The organism is Chitinophaga sp., from assembly GCF_039596135.1.
Lineage (GTDB): Bacteria > Bacteroidota > Bacteroidia > Chitinophagales > Chitinophagaceae > Chitinophaga.
The window spans coordinates 18,726-44,572 of the sequence record NZ_JBCNKH010000026.1 but is presented as its reverse complement, the minus strand read 5'-3'; the positions used below and the strand labels follow the sequence as shown (position 1 = coordinate 44,572).

22 protein-coding genes and 1 riboswitch are annotated in these 25,847 nt (G+C 45.6%); of the genes, 11 read left to right on the top strand and 11 right to left on the bottom strand.

The features are described from left to right. Positions 1–134: 134 nt before the first annotated feature. The 4 genes from ABDW16_RS16435 to ABDW16_RS16420 all read right to left on the bottom strand — a co-directional run bounded on the left by ABDW16_RS16435 (position 135) and on the right by ABDW16_RS16420 (position 3,989). Positions 135–1,760 (bottom strand): hypothetical protein, encoded by a 1,626-nt coding sequence (locus tag ABDW16_RS16435; protein WP_343671147.1) that lies wholly within the window; start codon positions 1,758–1,760, stop codon positions 135–137. Positions 1,761–1,934: 174 nt separating this feature from the next. Continuing rightward, positions 1,935–2,150 (bottom strand): DUF2892 domain-containing protein, encoded by a 216-nt coding sequence (locus tag ABDW16_RS16430; RefSeq protein WP_343671146.1) that lies wholly within the window; start codon positions 2,148–2,150, stop codon positions 1,935–1,937. Between the two features lie 194 nt (positions 2,151–2,344). Beyond that, on the bottom strand, positions 2,345–3,568 hold the full coding sequence (locus ABDW16_RS16425) for a hypothetical protein (RefSeq protein ID WP_343671144.1): 1,224 nt from the start codon (positions 3,566–3,568) through the stop codon (positions 2,345–2,347). A 10-nt stretch (positions 3,569–3,578) separates the two neighbouring features. After that, positions 3,579–3,989 carry a hypothetical protein gene (locus tag ABDW16_RS16420; protein WP_343671142.1) on the bottom strand — a complete coding sequence of 137 codons (411 nt, stop codon included), beginning with the start codon at positions 3,987–3,989 and terminating at the stop codon, positions 3,579–3,581. Positions 3,990–4,213: 224 nt separating this feature from the next. Here ABDW16_RS16420 and ABDW16_RS16415 point away from each other — a divergent pair, with 224 nt between their 5' ends. Genes ABDW16_RS16415 through ABDW16_RS16405 form a run of 3 tightly spaced genes read left to right on the top strand, consistent with a single transcriptional unit; the run spans position 4,214 to position 6,829 of the window. Beyond that, positions 4,214–5,770 (top strand): FAD-dependent oxidoreductase, encoded by a 1,557-nt coding sequence (locus tag ABDW16_RS16415; protein ID WP_343671140.1) that lies wholly within the window; start codon positions 4,214–4,216, stop codon positions 5,768–5,770. Further along, on the top strand, positions 5,757–6,251 hold the full coding sequence (locus ABDW16_RS16410) for a CinA family protein (RefSeq protein WP_343671138.1): 495 nt from the start codon (positions 5,757–5,759) through the stop codon (positions 6,249–6,251). The genes ABDW16_RS16415 and ABDW16_RS16410 overlap by 14 nt, the downstream gene beginning before the upstream one ends. 11 nt (positions 6,252–6,262) lie before the next feature. Then, positions 6,263–6,829 carry a hypothetical protein gene (locus ABDW16_RS16405; protein WP_343671137.1) on the top strand — a complete coding sequence of 189 codons (567 nt, stop codon included), beginning with the start codon at positions 6,263–6,265 and terminating at the stop codon, positions 6,827–6,829. Here the strand turns inward: ABDW16_RS16405 and ABDW16_RS16400 are convergent. Continuing rightward, a complete protein-coding gene (locus ABDW16_RS16400) occupies positions 6,783–7,661 on the bottom strand; it encodes an alpha/beta hydrolase (RefSeq protein ID WP_343671136.1) in 879 nt (292 codons plus the stop codon). The two genes, ABDW16_RS16405 and ABDW16_RS16400, sit on opposite strands and share 47 nt — an antisense overlap. A gap of 91 nt (positions 7,662–7,752) precedes the next feature. Here ABDW16_RS16400 and ABDW16_RS16395 point away from each other — a divergent pair, with 91 nt between their 5' ends. After that, positions 7,753–8,478, top strand: coding sequence for a DUF4197 domain-containing protein (locus ABDW16_RS16395; RefSeq protein WP_343671134.1), 726 nt, complete (start codon positions 7,753–7,755; stop codon positions 8,476–8,478). Positions 8,479–8,542: 64 nt separating this feature from the next. Here ABDW16_RS16395 and ABDW16_RS16390 read toward each other — a convergent pair whose 3' ends face one another. The 6 genes from ABDW16_RS16390 to ABDW16_RS16365 form a co-directional block, all read right to left on the bottom strand. Then, positions 8,543–9,877, bottom strand: a complete 1,335-nt coding sequence (locus tag ABDW16_RS16390) for an NAD(P)/FAD-dependent oxidoreductase (RefSeq protein WP_343671133.1) — start codon at positions 9,875–9,877, stop codon at positions 8,543–8,545. A gap of 268 nt (positions 9,878–10,145) precedes the next feature. Continuing rightward, positions 10,146–10,679: a ferritin-like domain-containing protein gene (locus ABDW16_RS16385; RefSeq protein ID WP_343671132.1), complete on the bottom strand. Its 534-nt coding sequence runs from the start codon at positions 10,677–10,679 to the stop codon at positions 10,146–10,148. A 180-nt stretch (positions 10,680–10,859) separates the two neighbouring features. Next, positions 10,860–10,958: riboswitch (TPP riboswitch) on the top strand. Positions 10,959–10,970: 12 nt separating this feature from the next. Beyond that, positions 10,971–11,831, bottom strand: coding sequence for a hypothetical protein (locus tag ABDW16_RS16380; protein WP_343671131.1), 861 nt, complete (start codon positions 11,829–11,831; stop codon positions 10,971–10,973). Continuing rightward, positions 11,821–12,468: a hypothetical protein gene (locus ABDW16_RS16375; protein ID WP_343671130.1), complete on the bottom strand. Its 648-nt coding sequence runs from the start codon at positions 12,466–12,468 to the stop codon at positions 11,821–11,823. Before ABDW16_RS16375 ends, ABDW16_RS16380 begins: the two co-directional genes overlap by 11 nt. Beyond that, positions 12,449–12,835 (bottom strand): hypothetical protein, encoded by a 387-nt coding sequence (locus ABDW16_RS16370; RefSeq protein ID WP_343671129.1) that lies wholly within the window; start codon positions 12,833–12,835, stop codon positions 12,449–12,451. Before ABDW16_RS16370 ends, ABDW16_RS16375 begins: the two co-directional genes overlap by 20 nt. Positions 12,836–13,002: 167 nt before the next feature. Beyond that, the gene (locus ABDW16_RS16365) at positions 13,003–15,393 is read right to left on the bottom strand and encodes an ABC transporter permease (protein WP_343671128.1); all 2,391 of its coding nucleotides are present in this window, start codon (positions 15,391–15,393) and stop codon (positions 13,003–13,005) included. 328 nt (positions 15,394–15,721) lie between these two features. On the opposite strand from ABDW16_RS16365, the gene ABDW16_RS16360 reads away from it, so the two are divergent. The 7 genes from ABDW16_RS16360 (at position 15,722) to ABDW16_RS16330 (ending at position 25,827) form a co-directional block, all read left to right on the top strand. Further along, positions 15,722–16,234, top strand: coding sequence for a hypothetical protein (locus ABDW16_RS16360; RefSeq protein WP_343671126.1), 513 nt, complete (start codon positions 15,722–15,724; stop codon positions 16,232–16,234). Between the two features lie 148 nt (positions 16,235–16,382). Then, positions 16,383–18,230 carry a phage baseplate assembly protein V gene (locus ABDW16_RS16355; protein WP_343671124.1) on the top strand — a complete coding sequence of 616 codons (1,848 nt, stop codon included), beginning with the start codon at positions 16,383–16,385 and terminating at the stop codon, positions 18,228–18,230. Between the two features lie 23 nt (positions 18,231–18,253). Continuing rightward, positions 18,254–19,648, top strand: coding sequence for a DUF3289 family protein (locus ABDW16_RS16350; protein WP_343671122.1), 1,395 nt, complete (start codon positions 18,254–18,256; stop codon positions 19,646–19,648). After that, positions 19,648–20,121, top strand: coding sequence for a hypothetical protein (locus ABDW16_RS16345; protein WP_343671120.1), 474 nt, complete (start codon positions 19,648–19,650; stop codon positions 20,119–20,121). Before ABDW16_RS16350 ends, ABDW16_RS16345 begins: the two co-directional genes overlap by 1 nt. Continuing rightward, a complete protein-coding gene (locus tag ABDW16_RS16340; RefSeq protein WP_343671119.1) occupies positions 20,121–20,792 on the top strand; it encodes a hypothetical protein in 672 nt (223 codons plus the stop codon). Before ABDW16_RS16345 ends, ABDW16_RS16340 begins: the two co-directional genes overlap by 1 nt. Continuing rightward, positions 20,789–24,739, top strand: a complete 3,951-nt coding sequence (locus tag ABDW16_RS16335) for a PAAR-like protein (RefSeq protein WP_343671117.1) — start codon at positions 20,789–20,791, stop codon at positions 24,737–24,739. Before ABDW16_RS16340 ends, ABDW16_RS16335 begins: the two co-directional genes overlap by 4 nt. Continuing rightward, complete coding sequence (locus ABDW16_RS16330) at positions 24,736–25,827, top strand: hypothetical protein (protein WP_343671116.1); 1,092 nt, start codon at positions 24,736–24,738, stop codon at positions 25,825–25,827. The genes ABDW16_RS16335 and ABDW16_RS16330 overlap by 4 nt, the downstream gene beginning before the upstream one ends. Positions 25,828–25,847: the final 20 nt, after the last annotated feature.

Genomic DNA, 25,847 nt, shown 5'->3' with positions numbered 1-25,847 from the left:
AGAAAATTAAATAGGAAAACTGGGTGCTAACAATTCTCAAAAATTCTATTACATGTCCCTATGATTTAAAAGCAAGATAGGGAATAATTTATTCCCAAAAAAAATGGACGCCGGAAAAGCGTCCATTTTTATGATTATTGTTTGCCATAACAATACTTCGACCAGTCTATTCCTACCGTTCCTGCTCTTTCTTTTGCAGTTGACAGTGAGGCTGAATTATACCACTTCGTATGAATATCTGCAGCACCACTCACGCCACTTACCAGTTGCAACCGGTAATCATATTTCTTTTTCCTCGTTGCATCGCCATTATACGTATAATCTGTATTGGTTATAACTGCTATGACTACACTGTTTGCAGGTGCCTTGTCCAATCGTAAAGTACAGGTGCCGCTGCTCACATACGGACTGTACACCGGTACCCCTGTGGTACTGCGGTATACCAGCTGGCAGGTCATGTTCTGGCCAATAGGCTGAAAGTTCACTGACACAGTCGTTCCGTTTACTGTCAGCGGAATCTGGTTCGCCCCTGACCATCCCGGCAGGGTGAGGGTATCCGGGGTCAGTGTGCCGCCGCTGTTAGTGGTTTTTACATACGGTGTAGCAATCCAGGCTGCCGGGTTTAACCAGCTGGGCTGCCACTCTGCTGCAATCGACATTCCGAAATCAGCATTCAGCAATGCCAGGCATGCATTCTTCCATTTCCCGAAATCTACCGTGGCCTGTTTGGCCCTGTATTCGGTAATCAGTCTGCGCATCTGGGTATCACCCAGGCCAGATGCCATCCCATCCAGGATGCGGTTGCTGGCATAGCGCCAGATCCAGGGTACAGCGCCATCTCCCAATACATTGCCTACAAATGTAGGGAAGGTACTGCTGTACTGGTGCCCGCCTAAAAAATTGCGCCAGGTACAAATCTGCTGCGAGCCATTGAACATGTTCACCCCTTCGGCCGAAGGGCCGCCAAAGCTGCCATCCTGCAGCCAGCCGCTGTAACATTCAATGGGCATAAACGGTGCAATGAAATCCGTTCCATTCAGGAATCCGAGCGAACTGAAATTGTTGGACCTCCTGGCATCGGCTGTTTGTTGCAGCCATACATCTCCACCTTCATGGAACCATGCGGCATTTCGGGCTCCGGGCAGGTCGGCGAGTACTGCGTGAATGCCTTCATGAACCATCGCTCCCTGCTGGTACGCAGCATCCGAAGCGGTATTAGACGGATCAAAGGCATACACCGGGTAGTAGGAGGCCAGGATCATGGGCCAACTGGTGCCATTGTAATAAATAGCACTCTGCCAGCCGCCTAACTCTGTATTGGCAGCATTGTCTGTACAGAGGCCGGAGCCATAGAGGTACACGGCGCTTTTATAGCCCTTTTTAGCCCTCAGATCCGGTGGCCAGCCCATGGTGTCACGGAAGTAAGCAAAGTCTTTGTTCAGTCGTGCCAGCATGGGTGTAATTGCGGCACTGGTCACTTTGGAATTCTTGTTAGGCCCCCAGCGGAACGTCCACCAGTCTGACGATTGGGTACCTACCACCTGCGGACAGTCATTCAGTATATTCGCAGGCATGGTGAGTGATGGATACTCACTTCTGAAATTGTAATTGAGCGTGGGAGAGTACGTGGGCCAGGTATAAGCATCTCCTACAGCGGCTGCTACAGCCAGTTGATTGTTTTGATCGGGGCGGTCAGATTCTTTTTTGCTACAGCTGAGCGCAAGGCATGCTACAGCCATCAATAGAGACAGGCGTTTCATAGTTGTTCTTTTGAGGGTTTAAAATTGAATGACCAAGATTATCGAATTATTCAGGTACGGAACTCCTGCTTTTTACCTGCTTACACCTGCATTTTAACCAGTATACCCCCCAAAAAAGAAGAAGCTGCCATCTATGAAGATAGCAGCTTCGTTATTGTTGTTATGACAAGTACATTAACTCCGCGCGGGCTCCTTAGGTGCCTCATGTTTTGTTTTCAGCCCCAGCAGCGAATACAAAGGGCAGAAGCCAGTTAGGCTGGTCAGCAGAAGAATAACTGCTATGATCATGAAAAGGCTGTCTGTAAGTATCTTGTTGTAAAACAGGAAGATGGTGATGATGGCTAGAACCACGCGGATCAATCCATCAACTGTACCGACATTTTTTTTCATAGCGTTTAATTTTTAAATCAGTTTAAAGGTAAAAGAAATAAAGCAGTGGAATGGTGATGTTCGTCATTGATAGTAATGATTATGGTGGATACTATCAATGGAAGTTTTCTATAGAATGTAATCGTGGAATCGTAATACCTGAACGTTGTCTCTCGTTGCTAATATACAAAATAATTTAAAAAACAACGTTTCGATTAATTTTTCACTTTCCTTTCTCCACCAAATCCTGCTATGAAGTTGATCGCTGCTATTAAATTGCCGCCCTTACTGATTGCCCCGTCAAAATTCCGGCCAAAAGAGAAGGTCACCTTCCTGTTTTTCGCCACCTCATATTCTGTGCTCAACACCAGCCGCCATGACGGATCCAGCACACTGCTGCCAATTACACTGCGGTATAGTCCCTCACCACTCAGTGTAAATTTATCATTCAGTGTACTGAGCAGAAAACGCGCGCCCACATCGAATGTAGATGCATGGTCTGCACTGATTTTGCCTTCAGGGTCTGCAAAAACCACTTCGGGATGATATAGGTAGCGGGCTATAAACATGGAGGTAATCCCTTTATTCCCGTTTTCATACCCCCCCGTGATCCATGCGCCTGCTTTATTGACCAGGCTATTGTCGAAGCGATTGTCGGGGAAGTCGGCCACCATACCGGTGGTGAAATCCAGGAATACACCTTTGCGCTCAGTGGGAAATGCAGCTGCAATGGCTTTGGCCCGCTGAAATGGTTCCGTAGTAGGCAGAATGTCCTGCTGGATAGAATCCCTGCGGCTATCCAGGTCGCGGTAAATGGCGATCAGTTTGCGGATGCTATCCCGCTTTACATCTACCGGCAAGGTCGTATTGGCACCCAGTGCCGCACGCAGGTCCATGACGATCTTCAGCGAATCATTGAGCATATTCGGCGTTTCATATGCCTTTAGCAGGTCTTCCTGCGCCTTAATCAGCTCCCAATACGCCTTGCGGGTAGTAGTAGACCATTTGGGCCTGATAATGGCAAATTTGATCCCGATAGCGACTTTCGTTGTCTTCAGACTATCCACATCTTCCTGCCCGTCCGGCCCCATATGTGTAAAGCCCGCAGAGATAGTAAATGATTGCAGAAAGGCGTGTTTGCTGCTGTCAAAATCCTTCAGCGTATACTTCTTTGCACCCCACAGGAAGGGGGCAATTTCAAAAGCATAGCTATTCGGAATGGCCGTCAGATTATTTGTTGCATTCTGTACTGATAACCGGAAACTATTCAGATCAGAAGGCCGTTCAATCGCACTGGTAGAGATGCCCAGCATATTAAAAGCCGGCGATACCGGCGATTTCAATACATCCAGTGTAATGGTGGTGTCAATATTCAGCTGGGCCTTTGCGTTCAGGCATAGCATGGCCAGTATCACGACTATAAATGGTATTCGTTTCATGAGGGTGGTATTAAGAAAAGTCAGTGAAGAAAATTGTGATTTTGTAAGCGGCAGAATCACCCTGTTCCTGCACTGTTCTTTCCATTTTGTACCGGTAAGGCACTACACCGCCGGTGAGGGAGAAGTCAAGACTGGTGAGATTCGAGGTAGTAGATACATCGGTGATGATGGTATATACTTCCAGGAATTTGTTGACGAGGGAATTGCCGGTGCCAATAGTAAAATTGGAGATGGCGCCCTGGATATTGCTCCCTTTCCTGCTGGAATCAACAATCACATCGGATACAGCAGATTGCCCGGTGGTACCGGGAAATAAGTTCATTACAATAGGGCTGTCAGTGTGATCTACGTTGTACTCATCGTAATGAGTGGTCTTGCCGGTGGTATCGGCAAAAACCTTTTTTAGTGGCGTAATAGACATGTCTCGATGTTTTGGTTTTAGCTACAGCTTTAGCAAGCTATATTTTGGGGTTTGAAAGAAAAATTGGTTGATGCAAAATAAGCATTCATTCATTTTTTATAAAAATAAATAATTTATTAAATTTATTACACATTTAATCTTTTTGACAAAAGAGACCCCCACCCAAATCTGACCCTGTCCGGCATAAATTATGGTACTAGTTATTAGAATCAAATCCGGAAACTATGATATCGAGAGATGCATCCACTATTAGTTTATGGCAGGGAAACATAGACCCCTTTCAACCCACGTTGACGGCTGATCACAATGCGACATATGATGTAGTTATCGTAGGCGGTGGCATTACCGGTCTTACAACCGCTCTTTTATTGCAGGAAGCAGGTAAGCGCTGCCTGTTGCTGGAAGCTGCGAACATTGGGTTTGGTACCACCGGTGGTACAACTGCACACCTGAATACGATTTTAGATACTTCTTACGATCAGATCGAAAAGAACTTCGATAAGGAGAGCGCCGGGCTGGTCCGGGAATCAGTAGGGGCTGCCATTGGGCTGATTCAGCAAAATGTTGAACGTTTCAGTATCGACTGTGGCTTTAACTATACAGATGCGTATTTATTTGCGCAGCATGAAAAGCAGGCTGAAGCACTGGATATTATTGCCAAAGCTACGCGCGAAGCAGGAGTGAACATTACCATGCAGGATCAGCTGCCTGCAGCTATCCCATTTGCAAAAGCATATAAAATTACTGATCAGGCCAGTTTTAATCCATTGCCCTACATATATGGACTGGCCCATGCCTTTGAGAAAGCCGGCGGCGTGATCGTACAGGATTGCAGGGTGATTGAAATTCACAATACACAGCATATCAAAGTAGATACCTCTATTGGTGAATTCACTGGTATGAATATCGTATATGCGACACATATACCTCCGGGCATTAACCTGCTGCACCTGCGTTGCACACCTTATCGTAGTTATGCTATAGCAGTCAGACTGGCGGACAATGCTTATCCAAATGCATTGCTCTATGATATGCATGAACCTTATCATTACTACAGAACACAGGTAGTAAACGGAAAGAAATACCTGGTTGTCGGGGGCGAAGATCACAAAACCGGGCACGTTGAAAATACAGATCAGTGTTTCCGTAACCTGGAAGCCCTGGTCCGCGAACAGTTCAACGTAAAGTCAGTAGACTATAAATGGTCCTCCCAGTTTTACGAATCTGCAGATGGATTACCTTATATCGGCTACATGCCCGGGCAGCCAGACAATGTGTATGTAGCTACGGGCTTTGGTGGCAATGGCATGGTATATAGTGGGGTAGCAGCGATGGTGATCCGGAATATCATCGTGGGTAAACATCGTGCCACTGAAAAATTGTTTGATCCTAACAGGATTAAACCGATTGCAGGGTTTACGAATTTTCTGACTCACAATGCCGATGTGGTAAAACTTTTCTTCGGCAAGCTATTCCCGGCTTATAAGCTCATGGAGCTGGCAGAACTGGCACCGGGTCAGGCGCAGGTGGTCAGCTATGAGGGGCACCGGGTAGCCATGTACAAAGATGAAAGTGGTAAGCTGCACGCCGTAAACCCGGTATGTACCCACCTAAAATGTGAGGTAAGCTGGAATATGGCAGAAAAATCATGGGATTGCCCCTGCCATGGTGCCCGCTATGACGTAGACGGCCGTGTGCTGAATACGCCGGCAGATCGTGACCTGGAGCACCTGGATATTTCGCACGATACTTCAAAGGTGGAAGCGCATGAACACATTTGATCTGGATCTTATCAATAATATCAGGGATCTGCTACTTGAAAAAGGTCAGACTGTAGCAGTGGCCGAAAGTGTCACTTCCGGTCACCTCCAGTTGGCCCTTTCTTTGGCAGACCAGGCCTCCAGCTATTTTCAGGGCGGCATTACGGCATATAATATCGGGCAGAAGTCGAGGCATTTACACATTGATCCGATCCACGGTGAGCAGGTAAATTGTGTTTCCAGGCAGATAGCTCAACAAATGGCGGATCATGTCTGTTACATATTTACAGCCTATTGGGGACTGGGGATTACTGGTTATGCTACCAAAGTTCCGGAACAGGGCATCAACGAGCTCTTTGCTTATTACGCAATCAGCAAAAATGGCCGAACGTTGGCCCATGGTAAAATTACAGCAGGTGAGGATGCAGCCCCGATGGAAGTGAGGTATTATTTCACAAATCAGCTGCTCTCTCATTTTGTAAATGTTATTGTATCACCTTAAATACAATAGTTATGAAAAAGAGTGGAATTAACATGTGGGTGGCTGTGCCTGCTATATTGTTTGTATTCTCACTTTTTGGGACCTATTTTAGCTATGCAAAGGCACAGCAACATTCTTCTTATTTTCCGGTGATGTACGTGTGTATTGGATTGGCGATCTGTTCATTTTTCATGGCGGCAATCATGCAGAATGTAACAATCCAAAAGAAGCCCCGGTACGCGCCTATTCCTTTCAGTACCGATCATTCAGAAACATATTATTGTATCTACACCAGGGGCAAACGCCGCTATGATGTAGATTTCATAGAAAATATTGCAGACAGAATTGAACATATTGAAGATGAAAATGATCCCACTATAAGGGAACAAATTGCCAAACTCTTCGATCCTGAGCGCAAAGCACCGGTACTACTGCCAGCGGAACTGACCGATGGGGAAGAAGTGTACCAGCGCCCATTGAAATCCAGTCAGCTGGTGGATAATATCACCCGTAATGACCGGCATTTTGCATTGCTCACTTTCGATGATCGGTCTACTGCGGTGGTCGTGAGGCATGAACGGCATGAACAGGAGGTATAATATGGCTATCGATCATCCAGTTGGTCAACAGGGATGGCCATGCCTTTAAGGAGAGCAGATCCGTTTTGTAACCCATATTAAAGGCATGATCTCCATTGGCGAAGATATGTGCTTCTACAGGGACCTTTGCGTCCCTGTAGGCGCTTAATAAGGTGACAATGGGAGCGGAACAGCAGGCATCATTGTTAGCCACCACCAAAAACGCTTTCGGCGCATCAGCAGGCACTGATTGGGGAATACCCAATGGACCGGGATAGGCCAGGATCTGGAAATCCGGCTTACCGTTCAACCTGTCTACAGGATCTTGCGCATTTTTATCACCATCACCGCGGGCATAAGCTACCTGCGTCACAACTTCCCCTCCGGCGCTAAAGCCCCACATACCTACGCGGGCAGTATCTATTCCCCAATCCTGCGCATGACTACGCACCAGTCGCATGGCGCGGTAAGCGTCCTGTCGCACTTCTTTTTCAAGTGAATAGGTAGAATCTTCCCTGAACAGGCGATACTTGAGAATAATGGCGGCAATGCCCAGCTCATTCAGGTACCTGGCAGGATTCACCCCTTCAGAATTATAGACCAGCAACCGGAATCCGCCGCCGGGGCAAATGACTACTGCTGCACCTGTCGCCTTTTCCTTAGGGGGAAGGTAAACCGTGATACTGGGATTATGGATGTTCTTTACATAGTAATCTTTGGCTATTTCCGGCTCGTTTTTGCGGTTTTCATAACCGGGAGCACCATTGGGCCATAAATGCATCACAATGGGCGTATCCTGCGCGTAAGCGAGGCAGGGGAGCAGGAGGCAAAGGAAGAGGTAAATGCGTGACATGGCATATAAGTTAGCTATTTTTCCGCAATATGATGTACATATAAATGGCGTAATATATCTTTGCAGCCGTCGAGTAAATTAATACTGTACTATGAAGCGTCTTTTTCTTGTATGCCTGGGCATTTTATGCTTTTCTACCAGCTGTGAAACCTCGCAGCAGATTTTACAAAATCTTCCTGCTGTAGCCGGGCAGCCTACATCTACACAGATCGCAGCCGGTCTGAAAGAAGCACTGACTATTGGCACACAAAATGGTACGAACCGCCTGTCTGCTGTGAATGGGTTCTTTGCAAATGCCGCCCTGAAAATCCTGATGCCGCCGGAAGCGCAGAAGGTAGAGTCTACCTTGCGTAACCTGGGTATGGGTAGCGTAGTAGACAAAGCAATTCTGTCTATGAACAGAGGTGCTGAAGAAGCAGCTAAATCCGCTACACCGATCTTTGTAAATGCCATTAAGCAAATGAGTATTACAGATGCTATTGGTATTCTGAGAGGAGGTAACAATGCGGCGACCAATTATTTCAAACAAAAAACGACTGCTGACCTGACCAATGCTTTCAAACCCGTGATTGCAGAGGCATTGAAGAAAGTGGATGCTACAAAGTATTGGGGGGATGTATTTTCTCTCTATAACAAATTTTCCAGCACACCTGTAAATACCGATCTTTCTGCTTACGTAACCGAAAAAGCGATTGCTGGTATTTATGTAGAAGTAGCTGCTGAAGAAGCGAAGATCAGGCAGGATCCTGCTGCACGCGTAACTGATTTGTTGAAGACTGTATTTGGCAGCACGCTGGCGCAGACAAGCAATAAATAATTTAGTTTCCCTGCCCCTCAAAAGAAAACGCTTTTACCGAAGGTAAAAGCGTTTTCTTTGTCATTTATACCAATACTTTTTCTGTAACCTTTTCTACCGGGATGTTTTCCTTCGGCTTGCCAATAATCGTCCCAAACCCCGCATCGTTCGTGAAATACTTCCACACCCAATTAATCAACACCACTATTCTGTTCCTGAACCCTACCAACGACATCAGGTGTACAAACATCCATATCAGCCATGCCCTGAATCCCTGCGTCCGGATCTGTTTCTTAAACACCATCAAATCTGCCACTGCATGGTTCTTCCCAATTGTTGCCATCGTTCCCATATCATTGTATTTAAAAGGCTTCGGTTCCTTCCCGGCTTCCCATCTCTGAATATTACGGCCTAACAATTTGCCCTGCTGTATAGCCGGCTGCGCCAGCATCGGGTACCCATGAGGTGCTTCCTCCGTCACCATCGCCGCTATATCCCCAATCGCAAACACATTATCGTAGCCTGCCACCTTACTATACTCATCTACCTTTATCCTTGAATCCAGCATACATTCTTTAGACAACCCTTCTACCGGTAAACCAGCTACCCCGGCAGCCCAGATCAATGTTCTCGTACACAATTGCTCTCCCGTACTCAACTTCACCCCGAATCCATCATAAGAAATCACCCTTCTGTTTAACCACACGCGTACGCCTAAGTCATTCAGCATCTTCAACGCCTCTCTCGATGCCGCCGGCGACATTCCCTTCAGGAGCTCTCCACCGCTCTGAATCAGGTGTATATCCATCTTCACAAAATCCAGCTCTTTATAATCCTTCGGAAACACGTGTCTTTTCAGCTCACTCAGCGCGCCTGCTATCTCAACTCCCGTAGGCCCGCCACCTACAATCACAAAGTCCATCAGGCTATTCAACTGCACTTCATCTTCCACCTGCAATGCTTTTTCAAAGTTGCTGACAATGGTATTTCTCAACAGCAATGCATCTTCCAGGCTCTTGATACTAATCGCCCTCGCTGCAATCTCCTCATTCCCATAAAAATTTGTGGTAGCACCCGTCGCAATCACGAGGTAATCATACCGGATCAATCCGATAGATGTTTCCACCGTCTGACTGGCAGTATCAATTTCCCGCGCTTCCGCCATGCGGAAAAAGAAATTCGACTGTTGCTTGAAGATTTTGCGGTAGGGGGCTACAATGGAGGGCGCTTCCAGGTTGGTAGTAGCTACCTGGTACAATAAAGGCTGGAAAGTGTGGAAGTTATGTTTGTCTATCAGTACTACCTGCAAGTCTGTTCCGGCAAGGGACTTCGCTAATTCCATCCCACCAAATCCCCCGCCTATGATCACTACTCTTTTCTTACCTGTTGTTGCTATTTTCGTTTGACTTAATAAGACCACGCTATTGAATTTTAGAATGTGAATCAATGATATGGCAAACTGCCGGGCGCAATTTGATACCAAAGATAGTACCATTCGACTAATAGCCGTCCTAGGAGAATTCCCTATTATTGTTTATATTATCGGGTTTTTTGTACTAATTCTAATGCTGATTTGATAAAAATAGATCAGGTAGGGTTAAAAACAGATCATTTCTCTGTCTTAAAATGAAGATTTTCCAAAAGATAAGGCCTTACCTTTTGGAAAATCTTATAGAAACTTCCGGAGTTTATTCTATTTCCTGGCTCGCCTTATAATTAACGTCATTCTCCGCTATCTGTGTCAGCTTCGCATCTGCCGCCTTTTCTTCTTCCAGGGTCTGGCTCAGTATTGTCGCGGCCTCGTTATACCCCAGGGTAGCGGCCAGCGTTACCAATCCACCATACGTTGCTATCTCGTAATGTTCTGCCTTCTGACAGGCAAATATCAACGCCACATCCCGCTGACAGGTATCGGTTTCTGTTTCATCAATCAGGTCTTCCCCTTCTTCCAGAATTCCTATGATGGCATGACATTTCTTTGTATCCGCTTCTTCGCCAATCAGGTCAAATACATCTTCCAGTCTTGCTACATGATTTTCAGTCTCTGCCAGGTGACTGTCAATAGCATTTTTCAGTTGACGGGTAGTTGCTGCCTGGCTCAGCTTAGGCATTGTTTTTACCAATTTTTTCTCTGCCCAGTAAATGTCTTTCAACTGGTCAATAAAAAATTGCTTCAGTTTGCTATCATACGCCGTAGGCGCATTTACGGTTGTAGTTGCCATAAGAATAGTTTTCTTATAGGAGCGGAAAAATAATGCCACCCAAAATGACGCGAAAAATGGAGTCCTCATCAGTGATTTACTGCCCCAAAAAGACACAATTCGTAGTAATAAAACCCCTGAAAAACCGGCAAAATCCCTTTTAAATGGCTGGCACGATTCTTTCACTATATTAATCGAAAGAAAGTTCAATAGGGGTGGTTATAGCAATTAAACCTGAGATAATACCCTTAGTACCTGCTCTGGGTAATGCCAGCGAAGGAAAAAAGAACTTTCGACAAGGCCTTCGGTGTTCTATGCCGAAGGCTTTTTTCTTATTCTTTCAGGGTCTATATAAGGGGTGTAGTAAGCACAGAGGTTCAGCAGGATCATCATGGCTGAAAAGAAGAACAGCCCCATGAATAATGCGATAAATAAATGGAGACAAACTATTGCCCCCAGCCACCACATCCGTGTAGCCCGTATATTCATACCTATACAATAAGCCATCTCCAGAATAATGGTGCCCCAGCCTGCTACCAGAAAGAAAGGGGTATTTACCAAAAAGTCCAGGCTAAACAAACTGTAGTAGTTATGACTGTGCAGGGTCTTCCATAATGCTTCTCCGTTTCTCCAGGTCACCCCGATCACCTTGTCAAATCCCGAAAAGAAATAGGCAATACACAAATGTGCTTTCAATAAAACTAACCAATGCTCATGTACAGGTGCAATGATAAATTTTCGCAACCTATTATCTACCGAATAAATATATCCCACAGGAAATATACAGCAATAGAACAACGCGATGGTGGTATACCCATCCACCCCATACTCATACAGGTGTATGGACTTCAACAATAATAATTGCAAAAACAACGATAGTACGGCACTCACCCTTGTACAAAACCCAAGGATCAGGCTTACTAACGCTAACGGGTATGCAATTCGGCAAATCCATAATAATGTCTCATATTGTATGCCCGCATAATGCTGCAGGCTGATGAGGGTAGGACTAAAATGATCCGTCGCTGTATCCATGATGTCCGGGTAAATATACCCTTTGAATGAATACAACATGTCGAAATCCGGCTGTATAGCCAGGAAATGGAGTAAAGCAAAACCCGCCATATTTACCCGGAAAAAGAACAGCCATCCGGGATACGTCTTATTGCGCATGTGGAGTCAGACTATAGGTACCGGTCACTAATTTCGTAAGCTGGTATTCCCGGGGTGTACCTGCACGTACTGCCTGCAGGGTAGGGAACTGCAATACATTGTAACTTAAAATTACAGTACTGTCTACACAGCCGTGCTGCTGAAACAAAGTGACAGCAATATTTTTAAAGACAAGGTTATTATATTCTCCCAGCAATCCTCCGGGCAGACTATCGCGTGCATCCGGCTTAATAAAATCATCCGTCAGTGCATTGGCCATTGAAAAAAACCTGAGTGATGTCTCGTACGATCTGAAATCAGCAGTAATAGGCGTACCGCCACATTCACCAATCAATATTCCATTGGATCGTACATTGATGCCAAAAAAGCCGTACCCGGTTTCTGCCCCGGTATAGCGGCCATAATAGCGTATAGGTTTCGCTTCCAGAACGGGCGTTAGTTTCTGCACCACAAGAGATTCCCCCGGTGTATGATGAAACTCATGGTATGCCTTGTAGGCACTGACACTATTGATGACAATGATAAGGAGCAGGTGTGCAGCCATCCATGCATACAGACCCCGTTTGCGAAACAGCACGATGGCTGGCTGATTGCGTGCCAGCCATCGTTTGGGTCTGTTACCTGGCGGCTGGTGCATAGCGGCTCATGATCTCGTTTGCTTTAACCACTTCTTCAGGCAGCGTTTTAATCTGCTTCCAGAAAATGAACTTGGTAGATACCCAATCTTTGTAAATTGAGTTATCCAGGATACCGCCCATCCTCCTGTTCAGCGGATTGTTGGAGGCAATAGTGATTTTGCCGCGGCCGAAATCCTTAATACCATAGTGTTCTGCTACTACACGTTTAATTTCTTCCTGGTCAGCTACAGACACGCGCTTGCTGGCAACTTTGGAAACAGTGTAGAGGTGTGTGCTTACCCGCTTTACGCCGGGTACCTGCTGGAATGAGAATGACAATAATAAAAGTGCAGGGGCGCACAATGAAAGCAATAGAAGCTTTTTCATACAGTGAAGTTTTTTGGGATTAATTTAAGGGCAAGTTAGGGGAATTTAATTATATACCAATCAGGTATTTATACCTGAAGTTGTCCACAAAAAAGCCACTTTTACCTTTGGCAAAAGTGGCTTTTTGTTCGGAGCAGGTCTTTGCAGACGGCTTTCTGAAAAAGACGTTATTCCGTTTTTAAACTCTTTACCGGATTCATCATCGCTGCCCTGATGCCCTGGAAACTCACCGTTAATAATGTAATGAGCAGCGCACCACCACCTGCCACTACAAACGTCCACCACGGCATATCTGTACGATAGGTATACTTCGCCAGCCACGCCTGCATTCCTATATGTGCCAGTGGCATTGCTATCAAAAATGAAATCGTTACCAGTATAATAAACTCCTTTGACAGCATCCCCCATAAATTGAATATAGAAGCACCTAAAATCTTGCGTATGCCCAATTCTTTCGTGCGCTGCTCCGCCATAAACGAAGCCATGCCAAACAGTCCCAGGCAGGAAATAAAGACTGCCAGCAGAGCAAAAATTCCAGCCAGTTTTCCCACCCGTATCTCGTCTTTAAATTTGTCAGCATATTCAGCATCTGCAAATTTATAGTTCACGGGGCTTTCCGGATCATACTTCCTGCACACTTCTTCTATCAGCGCCACGGCGGCTACAGGACTACTCTTTGGGTTAATCCGTATGTTGACGTAGTTATCCCTGAACTTGTCCCTGATATAAAATATTGTAGGCATTACCGGCTCATATGGATTTACCATCACCATATCACGTATTACACCCAGGATCTTAAACTGGTGGTCGCCCCAGGTAATAAACTGCCCCACGGGATCCTTCAGGTTCATATATTCCACTGCCCTTTGGTTTATCACCATACCATCAGAATCTGTGGGCATACCTGCATCAAAGTTTCGCCCGGCTGTAAACTGCCAGCCCACAGCCTTTCCATATCCAAAGGTGATCCCGATATTGGCAAATTCCACCGTCATGTTCGGATCTTTCCCCGTCCATCTCACGCCACTCGTATTGTTATTTACCGTCGTTGTGGCACTGGTTGAAAACGCTACTTCATCGATCTTACCTGATGCCATCAGCTCATGGCGGAATGCTTCAAAATGATTCGCAATTGCATCTGTAATCGTTGGCAGGGTTATCAGACCTTCCCGGTCATATCCTACCGGCCGGTTGCGTGCATGCTGTATCTGCCGGAATACCACGATAGTACCAATGATCAATGTAACGGATACACTAAACTGCAGTACTACCAGTACCTTTCTCGGCGTAGAAGCAGCCTTGCCTGCCTTGTATGCCCCTTTCAATACCTTTACCGGCTGAAAAGAAGACAAATAAAACGCCGGATAACTACCCGCTATCAATCCTGTTGCCACTGTAAAGGTCAGCCCCGCCAGCCAGAACAAAGGACTGGTCCATGGCAGCACAATTTTCTTATCTGCCACTTCATTAAACGCTGGTAACAGGAGTAACACAAATGCAATGGCCAGGATATAGGCAATCCCCGTCACAAACAAAGACTCTGTAAAAAACTGCGCTACCAGCTGTTGGCGCATAGAACCGATGGATTTGCGGATGCCCACTTCCTTTGCCCGCTTTTCACTCTTCGCTGTACTCAGGTTCATAAAGTTGATACACGCCAGCAATAATACAAACACCCCGATAATTCCAAACAACCACACATACTGCAGACGATCGCCTACAGCTACACCGTTCTTAAATGTCGAATACAGGTGCCACTGACTCATAGGATGCAGCAGGATCGTAGGTTCATACTGCCTGGTAAAAGCATCCACCTCTTTCATTGCCACATCAGCAATCTTTGCACTCACTGTTTTCATATCCGCATGATCAGCCAGCTGCACATACAATTGATAAGAATTGTCCCCCCAGTCATCTTTGGAAGTGGGTTTTACGAGGCCCGGGTTATTGATATAATACGACCATGGCGCTATAAATGATATTTCATTAAAACTGCTGTTATATGGAAAGTCTTCATACACCCCCGTCACCTTAAAGCTCTGTTCATTGTCCAGTTTCACCAGTTGTCCCATCGGGTCCGCATCCCCAAACAATGCTTTCGCCACCGTTTGTGACAGCATCAGCCCATTCGGATCTGCCAGCCCCTTCTGGTCTCCGCGCACCATTTTCAGGCTAAACATTTCCGGCATGGAAGCTTCCATGAAATTCCCTTTTTGCAGGAGCTTCTTTTCGCCCACCGCTAGTACATGGCCCCAGTTCCAGGAGCTCAGTGACATATTCTTAAAATAATTACCGTAACGCTCCTTCAGGGCATTTGATAAGGGGATACTCACTACATTACGGGTTTTGATCTCGCCATTGAATGCCTCGCTCTTATATACCTGGGCAATCCGGTCATAATGCTCCGGGAACCGGTCATAAGTAAATTCATCCCTGATCCATAATCCAATGAGCATAGCAACCGTCATCCCGACAGATAAACCGGCGATATTGATAAAGGAATGTACCTTGTTTTTAAGCAGGTACCTGATAGCCATTTTTATGTAGTTCCTGTGCATGGTGTTGGATTAAATGTTGCTGCAGGCAGAAAAACCTTGCCAGAAAGAAATATACTCATTTTCAATTAATTATAAACTGTTGCCTGTCCGTTTTTGGTACATCCGGTGTCCGGCTATAGCATAACTATACTATAGCTATAGTGTTATCAGGGTACTATAAGGGCACCAAAAGGGCACCTCAATATCCCTTGGGATAATGAGGTGCCCTTTTGATACCCTTATAGTGATCTTTTGGAAGTAAGGCTATAGTGAACCTATGATCTGTTAACACCGTATTAACGTTATGGTATTCTCCTCCGCCTTACCTTCGGCCTAACCCCCCTGTAACATGGAAATATATATTCGAAAAATCGGAGATGCCGGTGTTTGTGTAGAATTGCCTATGCTGTCTGCCACCCCACTCGTCAAATTATGGAAAGAACGTATGATAACAGACCTGTTGCTCATGGCCTTTTCAAACAGACCCGCCACCCTTGTATCTGTGAATCCTGCAACGGATGCCATCGGGTACCAGTTTCCCTACCACCTGGTAGTCTCAGGTGGAAATAGTTACCTTATTAACAATATGGACAGCTGTGATTACCATGACCTGGTAAAGGCAGGAGAAAGCCCGGATATGATCCAGGGATTACTAACTGTAGTAGCTGGTGTGGAAAATTATCAGTTTAAAAACTACTTCCCCAATACGGAAGATGCCTTTTTACAGGTTAAAAATGAACTGTTTTTCTGTAGCCCTGATGGTTATCGTGTATATTGGCTGAATGCAAACCGTGAATACCCTGAACTCCTGGAAGCGATCAATGATATTGCTACTTTTTATGAAATGGTAACTGCCTTTTAGATTAGACTTATAATCTATATTTAATCATTAATAATATTAAAATTATGTCTGTTTAAACAACAGATTCAAAATTTTTTTATAATTTCGGGTCGTTTGTAAGTAATTAACCTATTTAGTTAACCGCATACCATATCAATTTATTGAGCGAATGGCTTTATATACCCAAACCTCTGTATCAATAGGAGATGAACAATTCAGGCAATTTCATTCCCTTTATCTGAAACAGTCCATAACAGGGCATCACACCCTGGAAATCAAAATTGGCTACGACTGGCTGCTTAAATTAGGAAAAGATCCTGTCTCTTCCGGGCAATCCTTTTTAGGGAAAGAAGTACGCATGACGGTAGAAAGCATGGAAGCCTCCGGCAATGGTACGCCTTTGTCTTTCAACGGCATTGTCACATCCGTTACTTTCGGTAAGGAAAGCAACGCGATCAATGGTCATTGCACCGTGTATGCATCCAGTCCTACCATTCTGCTCGATGGCAATCCGCATATGCAGTCATTCGAAACACAGAACCTGGCCAGCATTGTCAACACTGTGTTGAAGACCAGCAGCGCCTTTCCCGGCACTCCCGAAGTGAACCCCGGGTATACCACCCAGCTCAAATACATTGTACAGTATAAAGAAACCGGCTACCAGTTTTTAACCCGCTTATCACAGCGCTATGGAGAGTGGTTTTTTTATAATGGACAACGCATCATATTCGGGAAAAACACCCCGCAAAAGATAACCCTGTATCACCAGGTGAACCTTGTTGAATATAATATCTCACTTAGAGCAGTGCCCAACAACCAGGCCCTGAAAGGGCAGGAGTACCGGAACTATTCTGATGTGGATTTCAATACCAATACTATCTCCACCGGTAGCGTAGATAACTATACGCAAAACGCAAAAAACGTCAGCGATAAACTCTACAACCGCGCCTTTACTTACAAAGTTCCTCACGCTTTTAGCAGCAATGCCAAAGAAGAACTGGAAAATACCGGTAAGCGCCAGCAACAGGCACAAATGGCCCATATGGTGCAGATCAATGGCCGTAGTAAAAGCACTGCCCTGCGACTCGGCGATACCATCAGCATCCAGGAAAATATCTTCTCTACCGCCGATCATGGAGAATTCTTCCTCACCGCACTGGAACATTTCTGTGATGGCAATGGTGAATACTATAATCGCTTCGAAGGCATACCTGCAGCTACTGCCGTACCACCCATGAACATCGAAAATATTCCCTGGTGCGAAGCACAAAGCGCCGTAGTAGTTGAAAATTTCGATCCTAAAGGCCTGGGCCGCGTACGTGTTCGCTTCAACTGGCAAAATGGGATGACGCCCTGGATCCGCCTTATACAACCACACGGCGGTGGAGACAAAGGTTTTTACTTCCTGCCTGAAACAGGCGAAGAAGTATGGGTAGATTTTGAAGGCGGTAACCCCGAAGCACCCTACATTACCGGTACCCTCTATAACGGGGGCGGTAAGGCAGATTATGGGGATGCAGACAATAACGTAAAAGCTATCAGAACCCGCAGTGGTCACACCATCCGCCTCGATGATACCGCCGGCCAGGAGTTCATTACCATCAACGACAAAGGGGGCAATACCATCGTGATGGATACCAATGGTCAGAACATCTCTATCACCGCCTTACAAAACATCAGGATACAGGCCCGGAATATCAATATTCTCGCCGCTGAGAGCGTAGATGTGACAGCGGGTACCTACCTGAGTAACAGTGCCGGCTACGACCTGACTGCCAGTGCAGGTATGAACATTATGCACAATGCCGGCGACAGCATTACCCAGTATTCTGTCAATGACTATAAACTGAGTGCAACCAACATTACCAAGATTGCTTCAGAAAATATGGACGTGCAGGCCCGGAGCATTGAAAAAACGGCCGAACAGGTAAAAGTGGACAGCTCCAAAGAGGAAATGACCATCAACTCCGGAAAGTCCGTCGCCATCAAGAGCGCAGAGAAATCCAAACTATTCTGACCCTCATCTTTAATTGAAAAACCATGGGAGATAACAGTACGGGAAACCTCGTCATTGTCGCCAAAAACTATACTGAAAACGGGGAGAAAGTCCGCTGGAACAGTGCTGGCGAAACTGCCCTGCAATCCGGCAAACGGATCAATATTCACGGTAAACAAGGCGTTTCCTTTCACAAAAATGACCCCGTGGTACTAAACGCCGGCACTACCATCAAAGTACTGAAAGTAGAAGGACCCAAAAGCGTTGTAAACGGGAATACCTACGAATTCAAAGCAACTTCTTTTAGTGAACAGGTACCTGACAACCAGCTCCGGCTGGTAAGCTGGGCTTTTTCGTTCGATGGCGGCAAGACCATCACGCCTTTCAAAACTGGTACTACCCGCGTGGAGAAAGGCGTGGCCTATAAATCTATCACAGTAGATGGTAATACTGTGGATCAGGAAGTAAGTGTCTATGCCTTTTTCCGCAAGCCGGATACGAAGGTTGTAACCACTACGAAAATCATTTACCTGCCACTGGTGGTAGATGTATATCGTACTCCCGGCCTCAATGAAGACGGTACGGATATTGCCAATGATATGGCCTTTGGAAAAGGTGTGGCCAAACGACCCGTATATACGAAAGGAGAGGTGGATGCCTACAAAAATTCTTATGTCAACGACGGCTTTGATGTAATAAAAGATGCGAAGTACGCCAATGCCGCCAGCGGTGCCACTTACAGCGCTATCTACAACGAAAAGCAGATCCTGGATACCGGCTACCTCATGCAACTATCCAATGCTGCAGGTAATGACGATGCCCTGTTCCTCGACTTTAGGGTAATGGTAGAAACCATGGCCCGGGGCGATCTGAATGACAACATCAAGGCCATGATCAATAAGTTCCAGAAGAATGAGGGCGGGGTGTATGAAAATGCCAAACTCACTGCTGCTGCACAGGCCAATCCTTCTACCCAGCGCTTTTGTATGGGCATAGAAGATGAGATGGCAGAGCGCATCAAAAAGGCAGGCGGGGAACTGATTACCATGGAAGATAAGAAGGTGTATTCCGGTAGTGAAGCTGGTTACAAAACTTCCCATCCATACGGTCATCCATCATACCCTTACAGCAGGGACTACAACCTGTTAAAAGGCCTGACCATTGCGGTCAATGATGTGTGGAGTTACAAAGTAACCTTGCTGAGTTTTAAGCAAACCGGCGACACATACAAAGCCCGGTACGAAGTGCAGCTATGGGACCACTTTGGTCTCGACCTCCCTGATATGGAAAAGTTCTATTCCTGGGGCGCCGGCTTCCGTGCATGGTTCCTCTTACAGCATCTCAGGGGGTACAGACCATTCTTAACGAAAATGCAATTTACAAAGGAATTTTCCGGCAATATACACGAGGGTGCGCAGGAAAGGAAAAATAAGCGATAATGAAGTATACTTTCATACTATTACTAAGTTTGGGACTATGGGCCTGTACATCGAAACCTACAGGCGTTCGTGTTATATACCTGGACAAGCTGGATCACAAAGCTGAAGTGGAAGTAAACGGGCAGTACGGTCCCGGTTATTACCGCTTCGCACTCATTGAAAATGCACCTGCCGCTGCCGACAGCCTCAAACAAATTATTCTGAAATATTGCGATAGTGCAGTGAACAAGCAGGATGTGGAAGCACATTACATTCGTTACTTCATACAGTTTTACCGGTTGTCAGACAATACAAAAAGTTATCTGAAAGGTAAGGAAGACTACTGGGACATACACAACGATATCAAACAGGAGCTGGAAGACTACAAGGGTGAATACCGTTTTGAACGTTGCAGCACAGATTCTCTCCACGGCTTGTGGACAATGGAAGTCAACGGTAAAACCGATACGCTGGACAATAAATGTACACAGTAATGGGCATCTTTAACTTATTTGGCAAGAGAACGCCCCGTGTGGAAGTCCTGACCCCCGTGGAATATACTGTGAAAATACAATACCCTTCTGTACTGGAATATACCATGACTGTGAGCCGGATGAAGGTGGAAGATGATCACCAGATTTTCTTCCAGTTTGACAGGGGCGAAGTGATGGTAAATGGAGACGCTGCTTCCGATTACCTCGCTGCAGACCTGGCAGCACAATGCGGGCAGGTACTCTACCCGTTGCAGGTGAGTGTAGCTACAGGCGGTAGTATCACGGGGATTTTTAATCACCCTGAAATATTGAAAAGATGGACGGAAAAGGAACCCCGGTTGCAGGAATATTTTGCAGGTCCCGGGGCGACTGAATATATCAGTGCCACCGGCAAAGCCCTGCAGGATGAAGGCGCCGTACTACGTGCCCTGCAACAGGATTTGTTCCTTACCTGCTGGTGTAACCTGGCTACGGGTGGTAAGCGTACGGCTTACCAGCTAGTTCCTTTCAGGGAGCCGGTACCCTATGAACACGACATTCAGTTCACTGTGAATAAACTGACTAAAATGATTGATACCATCACTGCCGAATGGCATTTTGAGCAGGATGGTAGCCCCCGCCGTACCCAACTCACGGCTGTTTGTAACCCGATTAAAGCAACTGTAGTATGAGTGAAAAACACTTTGTAGTACAGGGAGCTACCTGCAAATGCGATTATGGTGCTTCCCCCGATAAATTGAAGATATCCTCCAATGACCGTGACTATATCAACGATGGTAGTGGAGATGCTAAACCTATTGCCAGTACGAAAGACATTGGCCAACCCCTGGAGGCTAAAACATTTGGCCGCTGTAGTAAGGTGAACAGTGGCTGCAATGTGAACATTACCCAATGGGATGGTTTCTACAATAAAATCACGCTTACCAACGGTGGCAGGATTCTTACAGAAGATAGCAAGGCTACCTGTGCAGTGGGGGGTAATCCCTGCATCACCATCATCAATCACGGACAGGTGGCCCAGGTGAGCAGTGCACACTTTGATAATGTGGAGGTATCAACCATGGCAGCCCTGAACCCCATGGCGGCACCACCCGACAATAACTTACAACTCCCCAGGGTAAAATCTATCGAAGGGAAAGCCGCTGCTGCCTCAGCACCTGAAGTGAGTGGAAAGAAGATACCCGAACTGGTAACCCGAGTAGATGAAGATGTAATCTTTAAAGTAAAGGAATATTTCAATCCCGGCAATGCAGATAAGGCAAAGGTGAGCTGGAAAGTATTCAAAGGACACGGGTTCTCTGAAACAGGTACTCTGATCTTTGAAACTATCGGACCTGATTTCAAAATGAACTTTGATACGGTAGGTACCTACAGGGTAATGGCTTATGGTGCTGATGGCAAAGGAGATCCGACCTGCTCTATCGACGTTACAGTGGCGGTGAATAAACTGAAAGATGAATTCAATATGAACGGATTGCTGGGCCATTTTGTAAAACAGCAGTACCGTGTGAGAAGAGGGATGAATGTAACTGTCAATGCTGTATACGAAATAGATCCACCTACTGCTGAAGAGAAGCAGCAGGTATCTATGCAGGTAACTGATATGGCAGGCAATATCATCGCGGCTACAGCGGCAGGTACAGACAAGATCACTTTTAAGGTAGATAACTCTGCTGCTACCTATATTGTGACAGCAAGGATGGGTGAGCAGGTGGTGACAAAAGAAATGAAGTCAGAAGCCAATGGGGTAGTGGCAGTGACGAACGATCAGCAGGCTACCGTGATCAGGCCTCGTACCAGCATGTCTTTCCAGGTAAGTGAGATGACCTATACCACTCAACTGGAAGATTTTGAAGCAGGGCAGATTAAATGGCAACTGAATGGAAAGGATGTAGGTACGGGTAAATCCATCACGCTGGATGGCAACCTGTATTTTGCTGAAACGGGTCAGTATGTAGTAGAAGCCTATGTGTTTGCAGCAGATGCCTGGAATGCGAAGAAGAATGCGCCGGCTGCCCATAAAAAAGACGACTGGCAGTTTGAAGTAGCGCACAATACCATTACTGACATCCGGGAAGAAAATAATAATAAGAACTGGATAGTCGGTAAGAAATACAATGTAGTCGCTACGACAAAGATGCCTTATGATGCAGCAAAGGATGGACCATTTACCTGGTCGCCGGCGCTGGGCAAGGGCGATAAGATTGCGGGTGTGTATGCTGCGCAGAAAGGGAAGGCTTATGTGACAGCTACATTGGGTGCATCCCAAAAAGTACTGGAAGTAAATGCAGATTTTGCAAAGATAGATGCCTGGTATTTTGGCGATAAAGAAGGTACTTACAAAGCGAAGGCGGGTTGGAATGAGACGCTTAAGATGATCATCAAGAGCGAAAATGCGGCCAATGAAGCCGTAGAACTGCACATCCTGGAGGCCAACAAGCATTCAGCGCCAAACTATATTTTAGGGCCTAAAAAGGGCACTTTTGGGGCAGATGGGGTATTGAGTATTGAGGTCAATACGAATGACCTGAAGAGCAAGCTGAGTGAATTATGGTTTGAAGGGGATGAGTATGATGTATTCTTTGTGCTGCTGCCAACCAAATCAGGGTTGCAGTTTGACGGGGTAAAGAAAGTGACCTGCAACGGGAAGGAATATATTTTTCCTGCAAAGGAAAGTAACATGAGGGGGAATGAAACGGGCAAATATGTGTACATCAGCAAACGCCCGGAGGTGGTAGATGTGAAATACTTTGAACCTGGTGGCAACCTGGCCTACAGGGTATACAAGTATGGTGAGAAAATTGATATCAGGATCCAGACGCGTAACCTGGCAGGAAAGGAACTGACGGTGGAATTCTGGGACAACCGGTACAAGCTGCCGGATGAGAAGATGAATGCAGATAAGAAGGTAAAGCCAGACAATACTGAACTAGTCACCATTCACCTGGATACCAATGAGCTGAAGCATGCCAATAAAGCAAGGAATGACGGGTACAGTGCTTTTTACCTGATTATTAAATCTGATGAGGCGAAAACCTTCATGTATCCTAAAGAGGTAACGGATGAAGGGCAGCATTTTCCGAACCAGGTTTATTTTTTCCAGCATTTGAAAATGTCTGATGCGCATGCAGGGGAATGGAGTCAGCTGGCAGATAAGAATGCGCCTGCAGTACTGAAGGATGAACCGGCACCGAAAGCCCCGGCTGGTTCAGGTTGTCCGAATTGTAATGATAAGGTGACGCTGGCACAATTGCAAAAGATCTTCCCCAAAGCAAAGAAGGAGGACCTGACTGTGATAGCCGCCAATTATACAAAGTACATGGCGGAGCTGGGAATGAATACGTGCTGGAATAAGGCGCACTTTTTTGCACAGGTGTATGGGGAGTCTGGCGACGAACTGGATGTATCGACCGATGAAAATTTTAATTATTACTACAAGGAACTGGGCAGGTTTGCGGCGTTCAGAACGGCAGAAGGAATAAAGAAGGCAAAAGAGTTAGGCCGGGCCACAAAAGAAAATGTAAATGGGCTGGATGATAATGCGCAGGCGAAAGTAGCTAATTATGCTTACGGGCCACAGTCTGCCAAGGGTAAGGAATTGGGAAATACAGATGAAGGGGATGGCTGGAAATTCCGTGGAATGGGGCCTTTGCAGCTGACCGGCAGATCGAACTATACCCAGGCAAATGCTTATACAAGTAAAGAAGGAGGCAATATTGTAGACAATTCGGAATTGTTAAGAACAGATGTTAAGATTTCGGTGCTTTCCTCTATGGCCTTCTGGAAAATTATAAAGATCAATTATGCGGCTAACAAGCAAAAGAATGTAGATATTATCAGTGGAATGGTGGGTGCAAACCAGGACAGGGCTGATGGCGAAACAGCCTGGGGAATTAAGAAAAAGTCATTTGAAAAAAATACATCTGTTGTATTCAAAGTGCCGGAATGTAAATTTGGAGAGGTGGTGCCGGAAAAGGATTGTAACAGGTATAAAGTTGATGTAGATAACCAGGATGTGGTGCTTGAATATACAAATCCAAATTCAAAGCAATACCGGTACGAAGTATTCGTTAATAAAAAGTCCGTATATGTAAGGTATATTAATGCAAATGATGTAGAAGTATTGACCAAGCAGGGGCGGGCAAAGACCCGGTTGCTCGAGTTTCCTGAGACGGGACCCAACTGGGGCCGTTTTGGCTCAAGAGATACCGGTGGAGACAACTGGGCTTCGCCCGAAATGGCAGCCCGATTGTTTGGCTATTTCTTTAACCTGCCTGTAAAGGGGTATGATGATACCCTGTACTATAATGATATTTCAGCAAATGATGGCCGGAATATCGGGCATAGTTCGCATAAGGTAGGCGTAGATATTGATATCAGGTATCCGGGTAGCACGAATAAAAGTGGCAAGGTATTGTGGTCTGACGCAGCGAAGGCATTCCCTACAACAGCTGATTTTGTTGCGAAACTGGAAGCTTTGCTTGAACTGGCTGATAAATGGAAATTTGTAAATAACTATGTTTATAAAGATAAGATTAAGTTTTCGAGTGGGGACTATGCAACCGTGCATCAGGACCATTTTCACCTGGGAATAAGATCTTCAAATAATAACAAATGAGGCATTTAATTTTTATAGCAGGAGTGATCGGAATTTTCGGTTGTGAACCGGCCACAAAGGGCGGGCAACAACAGGAGAAGGATACCACTCAAATAACACAGAACAACGAAAAGGAAGTAATTATGAACAACCCCGAATTGCACAGGCAGGATAGTTTACAGGGAAATTTAAATGATGAAGGCGGGGGAAATTATCGTTACCAGGAAAAAGATATGGATGTGGCGCTGCCAATAATCGCAGAGATTTTGAAAATTAAGGGTTACCAGCCTCCTGCAAAAGATGTTTTTCAGCAAAAGTTGCACGAAATATTTGCAGAGAATTTTAGTGCAGGTAATAGCTGCCGCATGAAGGAATATGGAAAATTTACCATGCTTTGGGAAGGGCAGGGAGGAGATCGGGACTATGAATTTCCAATAATGACATACGATATGGCAGCGTCTAAGGAGTTTGGTTTTATTACACGCATACCTTTGATTGCATCGCTGGGCACTTTTGTAGATAATGATCATTTTAAAGTGAATGCCAATAGCGCAATGGCCCAGGGTCTGGTTGCAAGGAATAAGTACCTGTTTAATGACAGTAAGGCTGATCTGGCCATATTATTGAATAACGATAAACAGTTTTTGATTTCCCTGGTTGAGGCTTATGGTTATACAAAAGAGCCAAAGATCAATGACCTTGTTATGAACGAGTACATGAAGGGCAATGATGATGGTATTAAACAGGTACCGTACATCATTTTTAAGCAAGGCTGTAATAAGCAACTGGTGATCAGGGAAGGACTGTTGAACTGGATAAAAGAACACACCGATAAGGAAGAACATAGGATGTTGGACGCGGTATATTACTATGTGTACCATCAGTTTGAAAATAAAGGCGAGTTTACCCTGAATGAGAAAAGGAAGATGGCGGCCTATGTAGATAATATTTTCATTCCTTTGAAGGAAAAATTTGGTGGCCCGGGTTGGCCGACGACTGAATTAATTTTTAACCTGGAGCCGGTTGATCATGGCATCCAGGATTATCTCAAACAACAGAAATATTATAACTTACCGGAAGTAAAGAAACTGTATGGCATGTGGGATTAAGGCCTCGCCCCCGGCAGCCA

Coding starts and splice junctions, on each gene's coding strand:
- ABDW16_RS16435 (WP_343671147.1), bottom strand. CDS start 1,760: ATGAAACGCCTGTCTCTATTGATGGCTGTAGCATGCCTTGCGCTCAGC.
- ABDW16_RS16430 (WP_343671146.1), bottom strand. CDS start 2,150: ATGAAAAAAAATGTCGGTACAGTTGATGGATTGATCCGCGTGGTTCTA.
- ABDW16_RS16425 (WP_343671144.1), bottom strand. CDS start 3,568: ATGAAACGAATACCATTTATAGTCGTGATACTGGCCATGCTATGCCTG.
- ABDW16_RS16420 (WP_343671142.1), bottom strand. CDS start 3,989: ATGTCTATTACGCCACTAAAAAAGGTTTTTGCCGATACCACCGGCAAG.
- ABDW16_RS16415 (WP_343671140.1), top strand. CDS start 4,214: ATGATATCGAGAGATGCATCCACTATTAGTTTATGGCAGGGAAACATA.
- ABDW16_RS16410 (WP_343671138.1), top strand. CDS start 5,757: ATGAACACATTTGATCTGGATCTTATCAATAATATCAGGGATCTGCTA.
- ABDW16_RS16405 (WP_343671137.1), top strand. CDS start 6,263: ATGAAAAAGAGTGGAATTAACATGTGGGTGGCTGTGCCTGCTATATTG.
- ABDW16_RS16400 (WP_343671136.1), bottom strand. CDS start 7,661: ATGTCACGCATTTACCTCTTCCTTTGCCTCCTGCTCCCCTGCCTCGCT.
- ABDW16_RS16395 (WP_343671134.1), top strand. CDS start 7,753: ATGAAGCGTCTTTTTCTTGTATGCCTGGGCATTTTATGCTTTTCTACC.
- ABDW16_RS16385 (WP_343671132.1), bottom strand. CDS start 10,679: ATGGCAACTACAACCGTAAATGCGCCTACGGCGTATGATAGCAAACTG.
- ABDW16_RS16380 (WP_343671131.1), bottom strand. CDS start 11,831: ATGCGCAATAAGACGTATCCCGGATGGCTGTTCTTTTTCCGGGTAAAT.
- ABDW16_RS16375 (WP_343671130.1), bottom strand. CDS start 12,468: ATGCACCAGCCGCCAGGTAACAGACCCAAACGATGGCTGGCACGCAAT.
- ABDW16_RS16370 (WP_343671129.1), bottom strand. CDS start 12,835: ATGAAAAAGCTTCTATTGCTTTCATTGTGCGCCCCTGCACTTTTATTA.
- ABDW16_RS16365 (WP_343671128.1), bottom strand. CDS start 15,393: ATGCACAGGAACTACATAAAAATGGCTATCAGGTACCTGCTTAAAAAC.
- ABDW16_RS16360 (WP_343671126.1), top strand. CDS start 15,722: ATGGAAATATATATTCGAAAAATCGGAGATGCCGGTGTTTGTGTAGAA.
- ABDW16_RS16355 (WP_343671124.1), top strand. CDS start 16,383: ATGGCTTTATATACCCAAACCTCTGTATCAATAGGAGATGAACAATTC.
- ABDW16_RS16350 (WP_343671122.1), top strand. CDS start 18,254: ATGGGAGATAACAGTACGGGAAACCTCGTCATTGTCGCCAAAAACTAT.
- ABDW16_RS16345 (WP_343671120.1), top strand. CDS start 19,648: ATGAAGTATACTTTCATACTATTACTAAGTTTGGGACTATGGGCCTGT.
- ABDW16_RS16340 (WP_343671119.1), top strand. CDS start 20,121: ATGGGCATCTTTAACTTATTTGGCAAGAGAACGCCCCGTGTGGAAGTC.
- ABDW16_RS16335 (WP_343671117.1), top strand. CDS start 20,789: ATGAGTGAAAAACACTTTGTAGTACAGGGAGCTACCTGCAAATGCGAT.
- ABDW16_RS16330 (WP_343671116.1), top strand. CDS start 24,736: ATGAGGCATTTAATTTTTATAGCAGGAGTGATCGGAATTTTCGGTTGT.